General features: G+C 66.4%; 15 protein-coding genes and 1 pseudogene. 11 read left to right on the top strand and 5 right to left on the bottom strand.

Features of this window, described 5'->3' with window-relative positions:
* The first annotated feature begins 29 nt into the window (after window positions 1-29).
* The 3 genes from AC1DCG_RS00375 (at window position 30) to AC1DCG_RS00365 (ending at window position 4,499) form a co-directional block, all read left to right on the top strand.
* Entirely contained in the window at window positions 30-2,093 is a 2,064-nt protein-coding gene (locus AC1DCG_RS00375) for a ParB/RepB/Spo0J family partition protein (protein ID WP_477036465.1), read from the top strand.
* An 85-nt stretch (window positions 2,094-2,178) separates the two neighbouring features.
* Window positions 2,179-3,231 carry a DUF7146 domain-containing protein gene (locus AC1DCG_RS00370; RefSeq protein WP_477027987.1) on the top strand — a complete coding sequence of 351 codons (1,053 nt, stop codon included), beginning with the start codon at window positions 2,179-2,181 and terminating at the stop codon, window positions 3,229-3,231.
* Window positions 3,232-3,563: 332 nt separating this feature from the next.
* Window positions 3,564-4,499 (top strand): DUF2493 domain-containing protein, encoded by a 936-nt coding sequence (locus tag AC1DCG_RS00365; RefSeq protein WP_101712451.1) that lies wholly within the window; start codon window positions 3,564-3,566, stop codon window positions 4,497-4,499.
* A gap of 104 nt (window positions 4,500-4,603) precedes the next feature.
* Here AC1DCG_RS00365 and AC1DCG_RS00360 read toward each other — a convergent pair whose 3' ends face one another.
* Complete coding sequence (locus AC1DCG_RS00360; RefSeq protein ID WP_101712452.1) at window positions 4,604-4,834, bottom strand: hypothetical protein; 231 nt, start codon at window positions 4,832-4,834, stop codon at window positions 4,604-4,606.
* A gap of 120 nt (window positions 4,835-4,954) precedes the next feature.
* Here AC1DCG_RS00360 and dinB point away from each other — a divergent pair, with 120 nt between their 5' ends.
* Entirely contained in the window at window positions 4,955-6,031 is a 1,077-nt protein-coding gene (gene dinB, locus AC1DCG_RS00355) for a DNA polymerase IV (RefSeq protein ID WP_101712453.1), read from the top strand.
* A 4-nt stretch (window positions 6,032-6,035) separates the two neighbouring features.
* Here the strand turns inward: dinB and AC1DCG_RS00350 are convergent, their stop codons facing one another.
* Both AC1DCG_RS00350 and AC1DCG_RS00345 read right to left on the bottom strand, forming a co-directional pair.
* Window positions 6,036-6,404 (bottom strand): MmcQ/YjbR family DNA-binding protein, encoded by a 369-nt coding sequence (locus tag AC1DCG_RS00350; RefSeq protein WP_240633748.1) that lies wholly within the window; start codon window positions 6,402-6,404, stop codon window positions 6,036-6,038.
* A gap of 229 nt (window positions 6,405-6,633) precedes the next feature.
* Window positions 6,634-6,810: pseudogene (locus tag AC1DCG_RS00345) on the bottom strand (hypothetical protein); the annotation flags it as partial.
* Here AC1DCG_RS00345 and AC1DCG_RS00340 point away from each other — a divergent pair.
* On the top strand, window positions 6,785-7,129 hold the full coding sequence (locus AC1DCG_RS00340; RefSeq protein WP_477027984.1) for a hypothetical protein: 345 nt from the start codon (window positions 6,785-6,787) through the stop codon (window positions 7,127-7,129). The pseudogene AC1DCG_RS00345 and the gene AC1DCG_RS00340 sit on opposite strands and share 26 nt — an antisense overlap.
* Window positions 7,126-7,788: a hypothetical protein gene (locus tag AC1DCG_RS00335; protein WP_477027983.1), complete on the top strand. Its 663-nt coding sequence runs from the start codon at window positions 7,126-7,128 to the stop codon at window positions 7,786-7,788. Before AC1DCG_RS00340 ends, AC1DCG_RS00335 begins: the two co-directional genes overlap by 4 nt.
* Before the next feature lie 15 nt (window positions 7,789-7,803).
* Here the strand turns inward: AC1DCG_RS00335 and AC1DCG_RS00330 are convergent, their stop codons facing one another.
* Window positions 7,804-8,082, bottom strand: coding sequence for a hypothetical protein (locus AC1DCG_RS00330; protein WP_477027982.1), 279 nt, complete (start codon window positions 8,080-8,082; stop codon window positions 7,804-7,806).
* 110 nt (window positions 8,083-8,192) lie between these two features.
* On the opposite strand from AC1DCG_RS00330, the gene AC1DCG_RS00325 reads away from it, so the two are divergent.
* Together AC1DCG_RS00325 and AC1DCG_RS00320 are read left to right on the top strand one after the other, a co-directional pair.
* Window positions 8,193-8,519 (top strand): helix-turn-helix transcriptional regulator, encoded by a 327-nt coding sequence (locus AC1DCG_RS00325; protein WP_477027981.1) that lies wholly within the window; start codon window positions 8,193-8,195, stop codon window positions 8,517-8,519.
* A 32-nt stretch (window positions 8,520-8,551) separates the two neighbouring features.
* The gene (locus AC1DCG_RS00320) at window positions 8,552-9,457 is read left to right on the top strand and encodes a hypothetical protein (protein ID WP_145998494.1); all 906 of its coding nucleotides are present in this window, start codon (window positions 8,552-8,554) and stop codon (window positions 9,455-9,457) included.
* 173 nt (window positions 9,458-9,630) lie between these two features.
* Here the strand turns inward: AC1DCG_RS00320 and AC1DCG_RS00315 are convergent, their stop codons facing one another.
* Entirely contained in the window at window positions 9,631-10,275 is a 645-nt protein-coding gene (locus AC1DCG_RS00315; RefSeq protein WP_145998495.1) for a hypothetical protein, read from the bottom strand.
* 286 nt (window positions 10,276-10,561) lie between these two features.
* Here AC1DCG_RS00315 and AC1DCG_RS00310 point away from each other — a divergent pair, with 286 nt between their 5' ends.
* From AC1DCG_RS00310 to AC1DCG_RS00300, 3 genes are all read left to right on the top strand, one after another.
* The gene (locus AC1DCG_RS00310; protein WP_205686792.1) at window positions 10,562-11,632 is read left to right on the top strand and encodes an acyltransferase family protein; all 1,071 of its coding nucleotides are present in this window, start codon (window positions 10,562-10,564) and stop codon (window positions 11,630-11,632) included.
* Window positions 11,633-11,777: 145 nt separating this feature from the next.
* On the top strand, window positions 11,778-12,656 hold the full coding sequence (locus tag AC1DCG_RS00305) for an endonuclease/exonuclease/phosphatase family protein (RefSeq protein WP_101715624.1): 879 nt from the start codon (window positions 11,778-11,780) through the stop codon (window positions 12,654-12,656).
* A 366-nt stretch (window positions 12,657-13,022) separates the two neighbouring features.
* A complete protein-coding gene (locus AC1DCG_RS00300; RefSeq protein ID WP_477027980.1) occupies window positions 13,023-15,134 on the top strand; it encodes a PAS domain-containing protein in 2,112 nt (703 codons plus the stop codon).
* Window positions 15,135-15,189: the final 55 nt, after the last annotated feature.

Below are 15,189 nucleotides of genomic sequence, written 5' to 3'. Positions count from 1 at the left end.
TCTCGAACCGCCCGTCATGGAGCAAGTCCATGTCCAAGTCCAAGACCCCCACCCTCGTCCTCAGCCGCTCGCGCGACATCCCGTTCGACAAGCTGGTGCTGAGCCAGTCCAACGTTCGCCGCACCAAGGCCGGCGTTTCGATCGAGGAACTGGCCGAAGACATCGCCCGCCGCACCCTGCTGCAGAGCCTTAGCGTACGCCCCGTCATCGACGACGCCGGCGCCGAGACCGGCATGTTCGAGATTCCGGCCGGCGGTCGCCGCTACCGCGCGCTCGAGCTGCTGGTTCGCCAAAAGCGCCTGGCCCGCAACGCCCCGGTCCCCTGCGTGATCCGCACGGCTGGCCTGGCCGAGGAGGACAGCCTGGCCGAGAACACCCAGCGCGCCCCGCTGCACGCCCTGGACCAGTTCCGGGCTTTCCGCCTGATGACCGACAAGGGCCTGCCCGAGGAGGAGATCGCGGTGGCCTTCAACACCACCGCCGCCGTGGTCCGCCAGCGCATGCGGCTGGCGGCCGTCGCGCCCGCGCTGCAGGACCTCTATGCCGACGACGCCATGACCCTGGACCAGCTCATGGCCTTCACGGTCAATCCCGACCATGAGCGCCAGATCGCTGTCTGGGAAACCATCCAGAAGACCTACAACCGCGAAGCGCACCAGATCCGGCGCATGCTCACCGAGGGCGCCGTGCGCGCCAGCGATCGCCGCGCCCAATTCGTGCTCACCGAGTACCAGGACGCCGGCGGGCCGATCCTGCGTGACCTCTTCGAGGCCGACCAGGGCGGCTGGTTGAAGGACCCTGGTCTGGTCGAGCGTCTGGTTCTGGCCAAGCTCGAACGCGCGGCCGAACGGGTGCGGGCCGAGGGCTGGAAATGGGTCGAGACCGCCATCGACTTTCCCTACGGCCACACCTACGGCCTGCGTCGCCTCGACGGCGAACCGGCCCCTATGGATGAGGCCGAGATCGCCACGCTCGCAGCGCTCAAAGCCGAGTACGAAGGGCTCGAGGAAGCTCACGACGGCGCGGTCGACTACCCAGAAGCCGTCGATCTGCGGCTGGGCGAAATCGAGACGGCCATGGACGCTATCCGCGCCCGTCCGACCTGCTACGCGGGTCAGGATCTGGCGATCGGCGGCGTCTTCCTCAGCCTCGCTCCGGACGGCCAGCTGCGCCTCGAACGCGGTTACGTACTGCCCGAGGACGAGCCGTCGGTGGTGTCTGCTGACCCCGAGCCGGGCGAAGGCGACCTCGTCGACGGTGAGGAAACGTCCGACGAGGAGGCTGACGAAGATGAGACCGCCGAGCGTGAACACGTGGAAGACGCCGATCCGGGCCGCCCCCTGCCCGACCGGCTGATCACCGAGATGACCGTTCACCGCACGGTCGCTCTGCGCCTGGCCCTGTCCGAGGCCCCCGACGTGGCGTTCCTGGCGGCCCTGCACGTCCTGGCGCTGCAGGTCTTCAGCCGCGGCGCCTACGACTCCTGCCTGGAGATCAGCGCCAAGAGCGTCAGCTTCGCCATCCAGCCGGCGAACCTGGCCGAAACCCCGTGCGCGATAGCGCTCGAGGCCCGGCGCGAGGCCTGGGCTAAGCGCCTGCCTGCCGATCCGGGACGGATGTGGGAAACGCTCCTCGCCCTGGACGCCGCCGAACGCTGGGCGCTTTTCGCGCTCTGCGTCGGCCTGACCCTCAACGCCGTCAGCGAAGCCTGGAACGGGCGCCCGCGCGCCCTGGCCCATGCCGACGACCTGGCCCAGGCCCTCTGTCTGGACATGGTCTCGGCCGGATGGGCGCCCACCGCCGAGACCTTCCTGGGCCGCCTGACCAAGGCCCAGATCGTCCAGGTGATGACCGAGGCCAAGGGCGCGGCTGCGGCCGAGCCGCTGGCGGGCTTGAAAAAGGACGAAATGGTCGAGACCGCGGCCGAGGCGATGGCCGACAGCGGCTGGTTGCCCAAGGTCCTGCGCACGCGCGCCGCTTCGCCGGGGGGCGAAACGGCGGCTCTGGAGGGCGCACCGGCCATGGGCTCCGAGGCGCAACCGGGCGATCCTGATGATCGGTCGGCCGCCCCCCACGTCATGGCCGCCGAATAGGTCCGACGCCCCCCCCACCCACGGACCTGACTTGGGACCCGCCGCCACCCCGGCGGGTCCCTTTTTCTTTTCCCGGGAGGCGTCGATGACGCTCACCGCCACCGACCTGGCGCGCCGCCTCGCCGATCGCGCCGAGGCCGTCTGCCGGCACTATCTCTCCAACGGCCGGCGAGAAGGCGCCTATTGGCTCGTCGGCGATGTCGCCAACACGCCGGGGCGTAGCCTCTATGTCCGACTGTCTGGCCCGCCATCCGGCCGCGGCGCCCAGGGCCGTTGGATGGATGCGGCCACCGGTCAGCATGGCGACTTGCTCGACCTTGTGGGGCTCGTCCTTGGCCACACCCGCCTTGGCGAGACCCTCCTAGAGGCGCGCCGATGGCTGGCCTTGCCCGACGCCCCGACCAACAGCCAGCCCAACCCGCGCCTCAAACCACAACGCTCTCGCGGATCAAGCGAGCGGGCGGCTCGCCGTCTTTACGCCATGGCCTCGCCCCTGCCGGGCACCTTGGGCGAAACCTACCTGCAGGCCCGAGGCCTCGACGCCCGGCTCGCCGCCGGCGTCTTGCGCTTTCACCCCAGCTGCTACTACCGCCCCACGACCACCGATCCGCCCGACACCCCGACGGCATGGCCGGCCATCATCGCCCCGGTGACCGATCTGGCCGGTCGCCAGACAGGCGCCCATCGCACCTGGCTCGATCGGCACGGACGCGGCAAGGCGCCCATCGTCACACCCAGGCGCGCGATGGGCGCGCTCGCCGGCGGCGGCGTCCGCTTTGGCCTGGCGCAGGACGTCCTGGCCGCTGGCGAAGGCCTCGAGACCATCCTGTCGCTGGGCGGGCTCGCCCCCGACCTCCCGCTCGTCGCCGCGCTCTCCTCGGCGCACCTGGCCGCCCTGGCGCTGCCGCCTTCGCTTCGCCGCCTCTATGTCGTCGTCGACCCTGATCCGGCCGGCCGCGCGGCCGCGCTCGCTCTGGCCCAACGCGCCGAGGCGGCGGGGATCCAGACGCGCGCCCTGAGCACCGACCTGGACGATCTCAACGACGCCTTGCGCCGGATGGGCCCTCGGGCCTTGGTCGCCCTTCTCGCATCACAGATCGCCCCCGAGGACCTGGTCCGCTTCCTGCCGGTCGCCTAGCCGCCTGCTCCGGCGCCAGACTGGTCGTGGACGGGTTGGCACACGCCCCCTGGGACCGTGCGCCACCTCGCGGTCTCCCGGCGAGACCAGGTCGCGCCCACGGCCTTCTAGAGGGCGATCGGGCGGGCGGCGTCGACGGCGCGCAACGCCGGGGCGGGACTGTTTTCCGCCGCCGAGCAGAGCTCGGCTTTGCATCGCCAGACAAAACAGTCCCGCCCCGGCGTCCTCCGCTGCGCTCCGGCCGCGGGCGGTGCGCGCCGCCGCCGCCGCCCGAGAGGGATCGCCACGAAGGTCGCGATGGGCGCGGCCTGATCCCCCAGGAGGACGCCGACATGGCCCTCGATCCCAGCTTCGATACGCCCGAACCCTTCCACGGCCAGTCGGCCACCGGCTATGCGCTCGACGCCCTGGCTCTCTTCGGACCGCCGTCCCTCGACGCCGACAGCGACACGCGTCCGCCCGCAGACCCTCTCGCCCTCACCGGCGTCGCGGCCGACGTCTTCGACGCCCTCGTCGCCACGCTCAGCGACACGCGCCTGGAACCCCTCCTGCCCGAACTGCTCTGGTCCGCGGTCGATCTCTTCCACCGCGCGGCCGACCGCCTGCAGCGCCGCCTGGACGGCAACGAGGACGCCCAGAAGCTCAGCCAGCAGCGCCAGGACGGCTCTGAGGTCGCCTCCGTCGAGCTCGAACGGCTCCTCGCCGAAGGCCAGCGCCTCCTCGACCAGCGTGATGGCCTCGAGCACCTTCGTGATGCGGCGGCGGCCGAGTTCCTGCGCCACACCGGCGCGGGCTGGACGCCCAAGGCCGGCTCGCGCGTCAACCGCGCCGCCCTGACCGCCTCGATGATCGACAGCCGCGACTTCCTGGCCGCGCGCCGTCGCGCCGAGACGCATGTCCTTGTCCCGCCTGGCCCCAAGATCGCCTTTACCGGGGGCGCGGCGTGCAACGACCACACCCGGATCTGGGAGGCGCTCGACCGCGTCCTGGCCAAGCACCCGGACATGACGCTGCTGCATGGCGGCGCGCCCACTGGCGCTGAACGCATCGCCGCCTGCTGGGCGGAAAACCGCCAGGTCACCCACATCGCCTTCAAGCCCGACTGGACGCGCCACGCCAAGGCAGCGCCCTTCAAGCGCAACGACCTGTTGCTGGAGACCCTGCCCCTGGGCGTCCTGGTGTTCCCCGGCTCTGGCATCCAGGCCAACCTGGCCGACAAGGCCCGCAAGCTGGGCATCCCCGTCTGGCGGTTCGACGGGGGCGCTTAGGCGCCTCCGCAAGACCATGCTGTGGCACGATGGCGCGCGCTGCAGCTGGCCCGATCAGCCGGGCCGCTGCAGCGCATCCTGCAGTCTGGTGCTGCCCTCGCCGCCTAGGCTTCGTCCGCAGGCTCCGGCCATACACGGACGCCATCGCGATGGATCAATTCGATCAAACCACCGTCCGTCCACACCTCGACCGCCGACGCCGAGCCATGCGCACGCAGCAAGGCGATTGCATGCAGGCGATAGGCGTCCTCGGTCAGGACCTGCAAGTCCATGGTCGTGGCGACCTGTTTGTCGCCCAGGCAAACAAAGGTGTAGCTGATCGTCGTCCCCGTCACCCCTGCCCCGATCTTTCCCCGACACGTGCGTTTGCGCCTGTCAGGTATCGCTCGCGCTCGACGGTCGCGGCAAGTGAAAAAGTTCCATTTTTGTTCCGGCACTGCTAACTTGCCGCCGTTATGGAATCTCCGCTGCGAAAGATCATTCATATCGACATGGACGCCTTCTACGCGTCCGTGGAACAGCGCGACGACCCCAGCCTCAGAGGGCGTCCAGTCGTGGTCGGCTCCCCCGCAGCACGGGGCGTTATCGCCGCGGCCAGCTACGAGGCGCGTACGTTCGGCGTTCGCTCCGCCATGCCTTCCTCGACGGCGCTGCGCAAATGCCCAGAGCTTGTTTTCGTGCCGCATCGCTTCGAGGTCTATCGCGCCGTTTCCCGCCAGATCCACGGGATCTTCGCCGACTACACTGACCTCATCGAACCGCTCTCGCTCGACGAAGCCTATCTCGATGTCACCGCCAACAAGGCCCACGTCGAAACCGCAACCCAGACAGCCCGGCTCATTCGCGAACGCATCCTCGCCGAAACCAGGCTGACGGCTTCGGCCGGGATCTCCTACAACAAGTTCCTGGCCAAGATGGCCAGCGACCAGAACAAACCCAATGGCCAGTTCGTCGTGGCGCCGGGCAAGGGCGAGGCCTTTGTTCAAACCCTGCCGATCGGACGCTTCTATGGCGTGGGCGAAAAGACCGAGGCGCGTATGAAGGCCTTGGGGATCCACACCGGCGAGGATCTCCACCGCCAATCCCTGCCCTTCCTCCAGCAGCACTTTGGCAAGTCCGGAGGATGGTTCTACGGCATCGCTCGCGGCGTGGATGAGCGTCCGGTCAATCCCGATCGCGAGCGCAAGTCCTCAGGCTCTGAGACCACCTTCGCCGAGGACCTGAGCGATCGCGCTCGTCTGGAGGCCGAGATCGAGGCGCTGGCCGACAAGGTCACCGCCTGGTGCCGGCAAGCCAAAGCCTACGGGCGCACCGTAACGGTGAAAATCAAGTACGCCGACTTCCAGCAAGCCACGCGCAGCCGCTCCATGCCAGGAGCGATCACCGACGGCGCGATCCTGAAAGGCTTGTGCCGCGATCTCGTCGGCTCGGTCTTTCCGCTACGCGCGGGCGTGCGCCTGCTCGGTGTCACGGTATCCAATTTCGAGGCGTCCGACCCGATCACGCAGGCTCAGCCGGCGTTGATCGCCTGACGCTTCAGCGCGCTTCCATCGCGGCGGAAACCGCGCTCAACACCGCCTCGGCGCTGGCGCGCGCGCCGCCATAAGCCAGGCCCCACGCCGCCGCCAGCACCTCGCCAGCGTCGGCCTCGTCCAGGGCTTTCAACTGCACCACCGTAACCCCGCGCTTGCCTCGCGGTCCCGGCTCRCGCGCAAGCGCACGGCTCTGGGCGATCAGCCGGATTTGGTCCGCCGCCCGGAGTTTGACGACAGCCCAGCCGGGCTCTGGCCAGTTCAACGTCGCAAACGCGCGCCCACGGACCTTGAAGACCTCGGTTTCCAGCACACAGACCTGGAGGACCGCCGGCAAGCTGGCGGCGGCGGCGCGGAACGCATTCGGGGTCATGCCGGCCCTCGTCTGGGTACAGAGGCGCCTTCAAGCCACGAGTCGGCGCCTGGTCGCGAGCGCCTTTTAACCCTGTTGGCCGTGATCGCCGATTGCGCGTTGGACCCATGCCCCCGCCCAGGCAAGCCAGCCGCCAGCACGGCACAGGTCCTCGCGGCCTTGGGCGCTTAGGACGCGAACAGACCAGGGTGTGACCCTCGCCCATTTCGTCCTCGCAGAGCTTGGCGCTGATCGACGCCGAAAGGCTGACGCCCTCGCACCCGACCGACGGGTCGGCGCGGCCGTCGTTGATCTTCTGCGGCCAGGCGACGCCGACCTCGACGCATCCGACCCAGATACGGCGGCCGGGCAGGTTGTCGCCGGCGCGTCCGGTCACGGGCGTGAAACACCCGCGGCTGTCTCGCATCGCGCTGGCGATCACGCCTGCGCCTCTCGTCGCCGGTCTTCTTGGGCTCGACCTGGATGAGCGCGATATCCCGGAATTCCTTCGCGAGTGGGAGGAGACCTTCGATGCTCCCCGCCTGGACGTCCATGAAGAAGGCGACATCATCGACGATCTCGTCACCGGTCAGATGATCGGCTACGCCGATGGGGTCTATCGGATCGACGTCCGGCGGCTCCCCGAACAGATCTGCGCGCTCTACTTCGACCAGAAGGTTCTAGGTGTGAGCACCGACCGCAGCTTCAGGATCCGCTTGGCCAAGCTCCTCGATCTCGCGCCATGACCAACGTTCCGCTCGAGCCGTTTGCCCTCTTCGACGGAACGACCGAGGCGATGGACACCCTCGCCACCTGGCTAGAGCACTTTCCCGGCGGGGTCTGCATGCACTGGCCCCACCCCACCAGCCCTGCCGCCCTGACGAGTTTTCCGACCGTGGAAACCTGGCGCCAAGCGCTGAATGCACTCGACCTAGACCCAACATGCTCTGCCCCGGCCGTTGTGCGAATAAAGTACCGGCGAGCCCAGAAGCTCTACCTGCTGGCCTGGGCCGACGCCGACGTGATCCTGGCTGCGGAGATGGTGGCGTTCACCGCCCTGGAGTTGGCGCTCAACGATCGCTTCGGCCTACTGATCAAAGGCCTGTCGCCACCGCCCAAGAAAAAGAAAGAGCCGTCGGCCACCGGCATGATCGCCACGCCGCTGCTTTCGGACCTCCTCGACCACCTGGTCACTCATCAGGGCATTCGCGAGCTGGATTTTCCAACCGCCCGAATAGGCGGCGGGCGGGTCGTCAATCGCCTGCGGAAGATCGGTCCCTTAGCTGACCGTCCGACCTTGACGGAGATGCGAAATCGTCACGCCCACGGCTCGCCAATCGAAGGCGGGCCGCTCTCAGGCCTGCTGCATGTGATCCGCGACCTGATCCACTACTGCTACGCCTGAGGCGCCGCGCCGCGCCTAGCCCAGGTCGTCGTCCGCGTCCAAGCGCCTGAACATCTCGACCCGCGCAACGGCGTTGCGGTGAATGATGCCCTCCAAGCCACTGACGATCCGGTCCAGTGCGCTCGTGTCGTCACGGAACGCGACCGCCAGCGCATTAGATACCTGGTCGGCCAAGCGCGAAATCGTCGCCGCCAGCCGCTTGGGATCGCGATTGGCCAGCGCCAACTCTGTGGCGACGAGGACAGTAAGCTGCGCCTCGAAGTCAAACAGCGGCTCTTCCATCGGCAAGGTCACGCCTCCGATCTGCCCTCCGGACCTACGCCAAGGCCCGCTCCATCAAAGGTCGATCTTTCGCTCGTCGCCGACAATCGCCAACGATCGCGCGTCGATCACAGGAGCAGAACATGTCGGATCCGGCGCCCGCCGCCCAGGCCAATGCCCAACCCAGCAGCCCGATCCGCCCGATCCGGCGCTCAGAACTGCGCAAGCTCGTGCCACTAGCCGACAGCACCATCTACGAACTTGAACAGCGCGGCGACTTTCCCCGTCGCTTCGCCCTCACCCGCCGCTGCGTGGTGTGGGATCGAGGCGAGGTCGAGATCTGGCTGGCCAAACGCAAAGCCAACCCCATCGCTGAAGGCGAGCGGACGCCTGGTCCCGACGTGCGCCTGCGGCGGAGCCGACCGGTAGCAGGACCGTCAGCCCCAGCGAGACGCGGCAGAACAACCTAGGCGGTACAGGCGGAACCTCGTAAGCTTACTCCATGGCTCCGCTCAGACTGTTCTTTCCGCCGCCCCAGAACTGGCCCGACTTCGAAACCTTGACGGCATCGACGGCTGAACGCGTGTACAATCCGCATTCCGTCGACATCGTCGGGCGGTCTGGTCAGTACCAAGGCGGTCTCGATCTCTGGATCTCCGGCCTTGAGATCGGCATCCAATGCAAACGCCACCTCAAACTCGACCCCAATGGTCTGCCTCGACCTGGCGGCAGCCTCAATGCAAAAGAGCTGCGCACTGCCGTAGAGGAGACGGACAACGGCCCCTGGCCGCTCAAGAAATTCATCCTCGCCACAACCGCACCGGCAAGCGCGGACTTGGTCCTGGCCGCTCACGTCCTCAGCAAGGAGCGCGCCGAGCTTGATCGCTGCAGCGTAACGATCTGGTTCTGGGACCAGTTCGTAAACCACCTGAATAACTATGACCCATTAGCTCGACACTACTACGAGAACGTCCTGCAGATCCGATCTGATGACGATCAAGATCGTAAGATCATCGACGTCGTCACTCGTGCGTTCTTTCGCCCAGCGTTCGAAGATCCCATCGATAAGGAACACGGCGATAATTTCAAGCAAGCGCTTGAAGACACTGTGCACGCGCTCAACACAGGTGAGCGGATCGATCGCAACCAGCGCCATACCTTCGAAGCAGCCCATGGCGGGCGCAGCGCTGTCTTGAAGGACGATTGGCGACAAAAACTAGACGAACTCTACGACGAGGTGGCCTTGCTCCGTCAGACCTTCGCCCTGGCTATCAAGCAGAACAAGATCGTGATGCACTCCGGCTACCTGCAACCGCTTGATCCGATCACCGAGCAGTTCATAAACGAGCACCGACACGCGATCCAAGCGGGGGCGCGCCAACTGCGCCAAGATGCCGGGCTGCCCTGAGGGAGAGTACGTCCTCCGTTCGCTGGCCCAAACACGCCGTTGATATCGGCGCCCAATAACATCAGAGCGCCCTCCACCTCCATCACGCCAAAGAGCCGTGGCTGAATTTCCCAGTCGCGTTGGTAGCTGGACGACCAGTTCATCGACCCTGGCCTCGCCGCACAGCTGGCCGTTTATGACGGTGGAGACTCGTCCGTCATCAGCCGTTTGCGACGGACAAAAGCCGCGCCGTTCGAGACCGGCAGGCTCATTCCGTGATTGAACATCGGTTGCACCGTACCAATGAATTCAGCGCCACCCAAAGCTCCACGCGCGACTTCGCCTGAACGCCATGTGCGCCAGCCAGCTCCCCCGGAAGACAAACCCAGGTCTTTGCGCACCAATCGCTTCAAGCTGGCCCGCGCTTTCAACACCGCCGCCGTCTTTTGCCTGACGTGAGAAGACCATTCGCCGGCCGCATCGGCCTGCCGTAGCTCTAGGAAAAAGACGCTGACCGCCTGCTCAACTTTAGCGCTCAGAAGGCCGGTCCGCCGGACGACGGCCTTGCGCATCACAGCAGTGGCGATTTCGAACTCTTCGCGCTTGCGCCGCTCCACCTCGGGGGTGATTACGAATTCCCTCCGCGTGTCCTCGCTGACGAGGTCGGCCCACTGGGCCATGACATCCAGCGCATCGAAGATGTCGGCGTAGACTTCGGATTTGGCGGCCCAGATCTTCTCTCTCAAGCCGCGCTTGTTCGTCTGGACAGCCGTGAAAATCGCCGCCGTCACGACCGCGATGGCGCTGACGATCGCCGCTATGACCGGCACCCACCCCATGACCGCCTCCCCATCCGCCACACCCAAAATGTGGTGCCGATCGAGCGTCGCCGCAATCTCGATCTCCTAAGAGCGATAGACGGCGCCGGCAGGATTTTGGGCGCCTGCCCAAGGGCCAGACCTTGACGATGCGTATGCGCTTGAGAGCGGTCAGCACATCGACGACGCGCTCGTACAAGTTCAGGGGGCCGTCCTGTCCAACATCGTTCACCTCGCCCAAGCGCGTGCGTCCTCCGGCGCCGCAACGCCCAAGCAGCAGGCCACTGCACCCGCGCCGCTACACGCCTTGACCAGCATCCGCTTCGTGCTGGCGCTCGGGGTGGTGCTGTTCCACTACCAGGTGAACATGATCACGCCCGAGGCCGTGCCAATCGCGCTGATCGAGCGCGCCCGCCTGGGGGTCGACATCTTCTTCATCCTGTCGGGCTTCGTACTGGCCCACGTTTACGGCCCGCAAATCCAGGAAGGCCGCTACAGCCATCGCCGCTTCATCGTCGCCCGGTTCGCCAGGATCTACCCAACCCACCTTGCGATGCTGGTCCTGATGGGGCTGGTCGCCATCATAGCCGTGATGCTGCGCCAGCCCTTCGCGGCCGCCGGCCATAGCCTGACCGACTGGTTCGCCGATCTCTTCCTCGTTCAGGCCTGGCTACCGATATCGCCCACCGAGTGGAACGGCCCAGCCTGGTCGCTGTCAGCCGAATGGGCCGCCTACCTGACGTTCCCCCTCTTTGCCTATGTCGGCCTACGACGCGGACGAAACCCATGGCTCACCGTGCTGCTGGCCGCGCTGGTCTTCGCGGTAATGGACCTGATCTACCGGCGGATTTCGGGCGAGGTGGTCACCCATGCGGACAGCACGTTCGGGGTTCTGCGCATACCCGGCCAATTCCTCTACGGTATCGGCCTGCAGCAATTGTCGCTTCGCTTGCACCCACGTCCGGCGATGGCCGTCGCCGCGGCGATCATCTCGGCGTCAGCGCTCCTGGCCTCGATGCACTGGCAGCTCGACGAGCGGATCACGGTCGCGCTGGCCGGGCCGTTCGTCCTGAGCCTGGCGATGGTCAGCCGATCCGGCGCCGATGGCGTGCTCGCCCACCCCGCCGCCCTTCTCGCCGGCGAAGCCAGCTATGCGCTCTACTTGGCGCACATGCCCGTCCTCGTGATCTGGAAAAACGCCATCGCGGTGCTGACCGGAAGCGACAGCAGCTACCGACTATCCGTGGTCGAGGTCGCCGTGCTCCTGCCCATCACCCTAGCGGCGGCGGTTGCGCTCTACACGCTCTGGGAAAATCCGGCACGCGCCTGGATCCGCGGCCGCCTTTCTTCACCGTCGAACTCGCTTGGAACCTCATAAAACCCGACGGCCCCGCAGAAAGCCGCCCTGGCGACGGAGTTGGCGATCTCCGAGACTGGTTGCGAACGAGCCCCCTCCGGAAAACGATCGTTGTTAATTTATAACACATGCGATCTAAGGCGACGTTCGCCACGGAGTCGTTTCGATGTTCAAGCCGCTCGCCGTCCTGGCCATCAGCCTATCCTTGGCGGCCTGCGCCACGACACCGCCGGCGCCGCGAGCCCCCCTTCGCATCGCCACCTGGAACATGGAGCACCTTTCGGAGGACGGCGCCCAAGGCTGCAAGGCCCGCACCGACGCAGACTATGCCCTCATGCGGCGCTACGCTGATCGGCTAAACGCCGACGTCATCGCCTTCGAAGAAGTGGAGTCGATCAAGGCCGCCTCGCGGGTGTTTGATCCAGCCAAGTACCAGCTGATCATCGAGGAACGATCGGCCGGTGACCACTTCCCCTGCGGCGGCCAGGAGGGTCGCAAGCTCACCCGTCAAGCCGTCGGCTTCGCCATTCGCAAAGGCGTCCAGTTCGACCGCGCTCCAGACTTGGCGGACCTAGCGGTCGGCAATCCCAACCTTCGCTCCGGCGTAGACATCATCGTGCACGCTCGTGGCCACGCGCCGGTTCGCCTTTTGGCGGTGCACTTGAAGTCAGGCTGCTTCAACGGCCTGAAGGGTGACGCCTGTCAAACCCTGCAACAGCAGATTCCCGTCCTCGAAAAGTGGATCGACGCCCGCGCCGCCGAGCCCATCCGCTTCATCGTACTTGGCGACTTCAATCGCCGGCTTGCCCGCCAGGACGACGTGCTGTGGGCCGATCTCGACGATGGACAACCCGCGAATGCTGACCTCTCGCTCGCGGAAGGAACGACAACACCCAAGTGCGATCCGCGCTTCAAGGAGTTCATCGATCACATCGTGCTCGACGCTCGAAGCGCTCGCGATCTTGCGGGGTTCGAAGAGCAAACCTATGCGCTGGCTGACGGACACCCGTCCGACCACTGCCCGGTCGTCGCCTCGCTCAAATAGATCCCTCAGGCTTTCCGCCGTAGCCATGTCCTAACCGACGGCCTTAGCGGCTTACCAGCTGGCGGCCTCGACATAGATCTCCTGTCGTAGGAAGGAGAGCTAAATGTCCTTGTCGGCTTCGGCGAACCGAATGGCTCAGCTTCGCGTTAGGCACCCGTGGGAAGTTTGTGATGGGGATCCTTGCTCTGCAGGCCAACGCGCCATGATCCGGTTTGCCTCTGGCAACCTAAGGACCGTGGCTATCGGCGCTGGACGAGGCTAGCTTGACCATACAGCGGAGCGAGATGGTGCGCGCTCCGGTACGGCGTTCGATCAGCGTCCGATCTCCCGAAAGCCTTCGCGATCGGAGCGCCCCAGGTACGAGTGATGACGCCCAACCCTGCTCCCTTCCTCGCCGGCGGCGGCCGCGCCACCGACCTGATCCTGGCGCGCGACTGGAGCAACCATCCGCTCGGTGTGCCCGCAGACTGGCCCCAAGGGCTCAAGACAGCGCTCAGCCTGGTGGTCAATTCGCCGGAGTCGATGATCCTGTGCTGGGGTCCGGATCTGCACTTCTTCTTCAACGAGACCTACACCCCGCTCTTGGGACCGCGAGTCGACTGGGCCATGGGCGCGCGGTTCGACGAGGTCTGGGCCGACGCGCTCGACCAGGCGATGCCGATCGTCGAAGACGCCATGGCCGGCCGCAGCAATCGCTTCAACGACCTGCCGTGGAAGCTCGCCACCGACCGCGGCCAGGCCGATACCTGGTGGACCTTCTCCTATTCGCGGATCCTGGACGAAAATGGCGGTCCGGCCGGTCTCTTTATCTTCACCAACGAGACCACCCAGAAGGTCCTGGCCGACGCCAACCTGCGCGCAAGCCAGGAAGAGATCGTCCGCATCGCCGCCCAGCAGCGCCGCTCGCTACAGCAGATGCCCGGCTTCGCCGCGATCCTCGAAGGACCTGAGCACCGCTTCCAGTGGGTCAACGACGCCTACGAAGACATATCCGGCAAGCGTGACTTCATCGGCCACTCGGTGCGGGAAGTGTTCCCGGATCTGGTCGGACAGGGCTTCTACGAGCTACTCGACGAGGTCTATGTGTCCGGGACCGCCTTCTCGGCGCGCGAGATGCCGATCCGACTAGATCGCGAGTCGGGCGCCGAAGACCGGTTCATTGACCTGGTCTACGAGCCCCTGCGCGACGACGACGGCCAGGTCACCGGCATCTTCGTCGGCGGCTACGATGTCACCGACCGCATGAACGCCCAACGAGACTTGGCGCAGGCCAACGCCCAGCTCGAACAGCGGGTCGACGCGGCGGTCCGCGAACTCATGGCCGCCGAAGAGGCCTTGCGCCAGGCGCAGAAGATGGAGGCGGTCGGCCAGCTCACCGGCGGGCTCGCCCACGACTTCAACAACCTGCTGGCCGGCGTTTCCGGATCGCTGGAGCTGATGCAGAGCCGCATCGTCCAGGGCCGGATCCCGGAAATCGATCGCTACATGATCGCGGCTCAGGGCGCGACCCGCCGCGCGGCGGCCCTGACCCATCGCCTCCTGGCCTTCTCGCGCCAGCAGACGCTCGATCCCAAGCTGACCGACGTCAACCAGCTGATCGCCGGCATGGAAGACCTGATCCGTCGCACGGTCGGCCCGGCCATTCATATCGAGACGGTCGGAACCGCAGGGCTCTGGACGACCCTGGTCGATCCGCCGCAGCTCGAGAACGCCCTCCTCAACCTCTGCATCAACGCTCGCGACGCCATGCCCGATGGCGGCCGGATCACCATCGAGACTGCCAACCGCTGGATCGACGACGCGGCCGCCAAGACGCACGATATGCCGCCTGGCCAATATGTATCGATGTCGGTGACCGACACCGGCACGGGCATGACCCCGGACGTGATCGCCAAGGCCTTCGATCCGTTCTTCACCACCAAGCCGCTCGGCCAGGGTACAGGCCTAGGTCTGTCGATGATCTATGGCTTCGCCAAGCAGTCCGATGGCCAGGTGCGGATCTATTCCGAGGTCGGCATCGGCACGACCATGTCCATCTATCTGCCCCGCCACATGGGCGAGGCCGAGGCGCCGACGGCGCCGATCACAAGACCGGTCGAGCGCGCGGGGGATGGCGAGTGCGTGCTCGTCGTCGACGACGAGCCGACCGTGCGCATGCTGGTCACCGACGTCCTGGCCGAACTGGGCTACACCTCGATCGAGGCCGCCGACGCCAAGGCGGGCCTGCTGGTTCTGCAATCGGACGCGCGCATCGACCTCCTGGTGACCGACATTGGCCTGCCGGGCGGCATGAACGGTCGCCAGCTCGCCGACGCCGCCCGCGCCCGGCGTCCCGACCTGAAGGTCCTCTTCATAACCGGCTATGCCGAGAACGCCCTGGTCGGCAACGGCCGCCTCGTTCCAGGCATGACGGTGCTGACCAAGCCCTTTGCGGTCGACGTCTTGGGCGCTCGGATTCAAGAGATGATCTCGCGATAGACACCGTCCGTGGTGACCAGAACGGGGGTAGTCGGAAAATAGCGACCGCTGCGAA

Source organism: Caulobacter sp. 10L414 (assembly GCF_056395525.1).
The sequence above is the reverse complement of the archived record's forward strand: the minus strand, read 5'-3'. Positions and strand labels throughout refer to the sequence as shown.

What these genes read in the sequence shown, in the direction of transcription:
- AC1DCG_RS00370 (WP_477027987.1), top strand. Translation starts at nt 2,179, where the DNA reads ATGACGCTCACCGCCACCGACCTGGCGCGCCGCCTCGCCGATCGCGCC.
- AC1DCG_RS00365 (WP_101712451.1), top strand. Translation starts at nt 3,564, where the DNA reads ATGGCCCTCGATCCCAGCTTCGATACGCCCGAACCCTTCCACGGCCAG.
- AC1DCG_RS00315 (WP_145998495.1), bottom strand. Translation starts at nt 10,275, where the DNA reads ATGGGGTGGGTGCCGGTCATAGCGGCGATCGTCAGCGCCATCGCGGTC.
- AC1DCG_RS00305 (WP_101715624.1), top strand. Translation starts at nt 11,778, where the DNA reads ATGTTCAAGCCGCTCGCCGTCCTGGCCATCAGCCTATCCTTGGCGGCC.
- AC1DCG_RS00320 (WP_145998494.1), top strand. Translation starts at nt 8,552, where the DNA reads ATGGCTCCGCTCAGACTGTTCTTTCCGCCGCCCCAGAACTGGCCCGAC.
- AC1DCG_RS00300 (WP_477027980.1), top strand. Translation starts at nt 13,023, where the DNA reads ATGACGCCCAACCCTGCTCCCTTCCTCGCCGGCGGCGGCCGCGCCACC.
- AC1DCG_RS00375 (WP_477036465.1), top strand. Translation starts at nt 30, where the DNA reads ATGTCCAAGTCCAAGACCCCCACCCTCGTCCTCAGCCGCTCGCGCGAC.
- dinB (WP_101712453.1), top strand. Translation starts at nt 4,955, where the DNA reads ATGGAATCTCCGCTGCGAAAGATCATTCATATCGACATGGACGCCTTC.
- AC1DCG_RS00335 (WP_477027983.1), top strand. Translation starts at nt 7,126, where the DNA reads ATGACCAACGTTCCGCTCGAGCCGTTTGCCCTCTTCGACGGAACGACC.
- AC1DCG_RS00325 (WP_477027981.1), top strand. Translation starts at nt 8,193, where the DNA reads ATGTCGGATCCGGCGCCCGCCGCCCAGGCCAATGCCCAACCCAGCAGC.